We start from the raw sequence: 1,355 nt of genomic DNA on the forward strand, positions 1-1,355 counted from the left end.
CGAAGCCAAACCTTAAGCGCCCCACACATCCCGCAATGTGCTGTTACATTGCGTCAGGCGAAAGGCTCCGGCCTGCGGAGGGGACGTTCCCCCGACGCTTTCGCCTTACTTAACCGACCCCTTCGGGGGCCACACCCAACGCTCTCATGACCACCACTCTTCAGCAGCGCCAAGGCGCGTCTGCATGGAGCCAGTTCTGCGAGTGGGTCACCTCCACCAACAACCGCCTCTATGTGGGCTGGTTCGGTGTGCTGATGATCCCCACCCTGCTGGCCGCCACGATCTGCTTCATCGTGGCCTTCATCGCTGCCCCCCCTGTCGACATCGACGGCATCCGTGAGCCGGTCGCCGGTTCGCTGATGTACGGCAACAACATCATCTCCGGCGCCGTTGTTCCTTCCAGCAACGCCATCGGCCTGCACTTCTACCCCATCTGGGAAGCCGCCAGCCTCGATGAGTGGCTGTACAACGGCGGTCCTTACCAGCTGGTGGTGTTCCACTTCCTGATCGGCATCTTCTGCTACATGGGCCGCGAGTGGGAACTCTCCTACCGCCTCGGCATGCGCCCCTGGATCTGCGTCGCTTACAGCGCTCCTGTGGCCGCTGCTTCCGCCGTGTTCCTGATCTACCCCTTCGGTCAGGGTTCCTTCTCTGACGGCATGCCCCTCGGCATCTCCGGCACCTTCAACTTCATGCTGGTGTTCCAGGCGGAGCACAACATCCTGATGCACCCCTTCCACATGCTGGGTGTGGCTGGTGTGTTCGGCGGCTCCCTGTTCTCGGCCATGCACGGTTCGCTCGTCACCAGCTCGCTGGTGCGTGAGACGACCGAAAGCGAAAGCCAGAACTACGGCTACAAGTTCGGCCAAGAAGAAGAGACCTACAACATCGTGGCTGCTCACGGCTACTTCGGTCGCCTGATCTTCCAGTACGCCTCCTTCAACAACAGCCGCAGCCTGCACTTCTTCCTGGCCGCCTGGCCGGTGGTGGGCATCTGGTTCACCGCCCTGGGCGTGAGCACGATGGCCTTCAACCTGAACGGTTTCAACTTCAACCAGTCGATCCTCGACGGCCAAGGCCGTGTGGTGAACACCTGGGCGGATGTGCTGAACCGTGCAGGCCTGGGCATGGAAGTGATGCACGAGCGCAATGCGCACAACTTCCCACTCGACCTGGCGTCTGCCGAAGTCACCCCTGTGGCCCTGACCGCTCCGGCGATCGGCTGATCCCCTACGTTCCTCAACAGGTTTTCATTGAAGACAGGTTGAAGAACACCGATCGATCAGCAGCCCCCGCAGATTGCGGGGGCTTTTTTTTGGCAGGAAGCAGGGAGAGGTGGATGGGGTTAGGCGCAG

Annotated in this window: 1 protein-coding gene; it reads left to right on the top strand. The window is 61.3% G+C overall.

Annotation, left to right across the window (positions count from 1 at the left end; all coding sequences use genetic code 11):
* Positions 1–146 precede the first annotated feature (146 nt).
* Positions 147–1,226: a photosystem II q(b) protein gene (gene psbA, locus CJZ80_RS14750; protein ID WP_094515008.1), complete on the top strand. Its 1,080-nt coding sequence runs from the start codon at positions 147–149 to the stop codon at positions 1,224–1,226.
* Positions 1,227–1,355: the final 129 nt, after the last annotated feature.

The sequence above is a fragment of the Synechococcus sp. MW101C3 genome, assembly GCF_002252635.1.
Classification (GTDB): Bacteria; Cyanobacteriota; Cyanobacteriia; order PCC-6307; family Cyanobiaceae; genus MW101C3.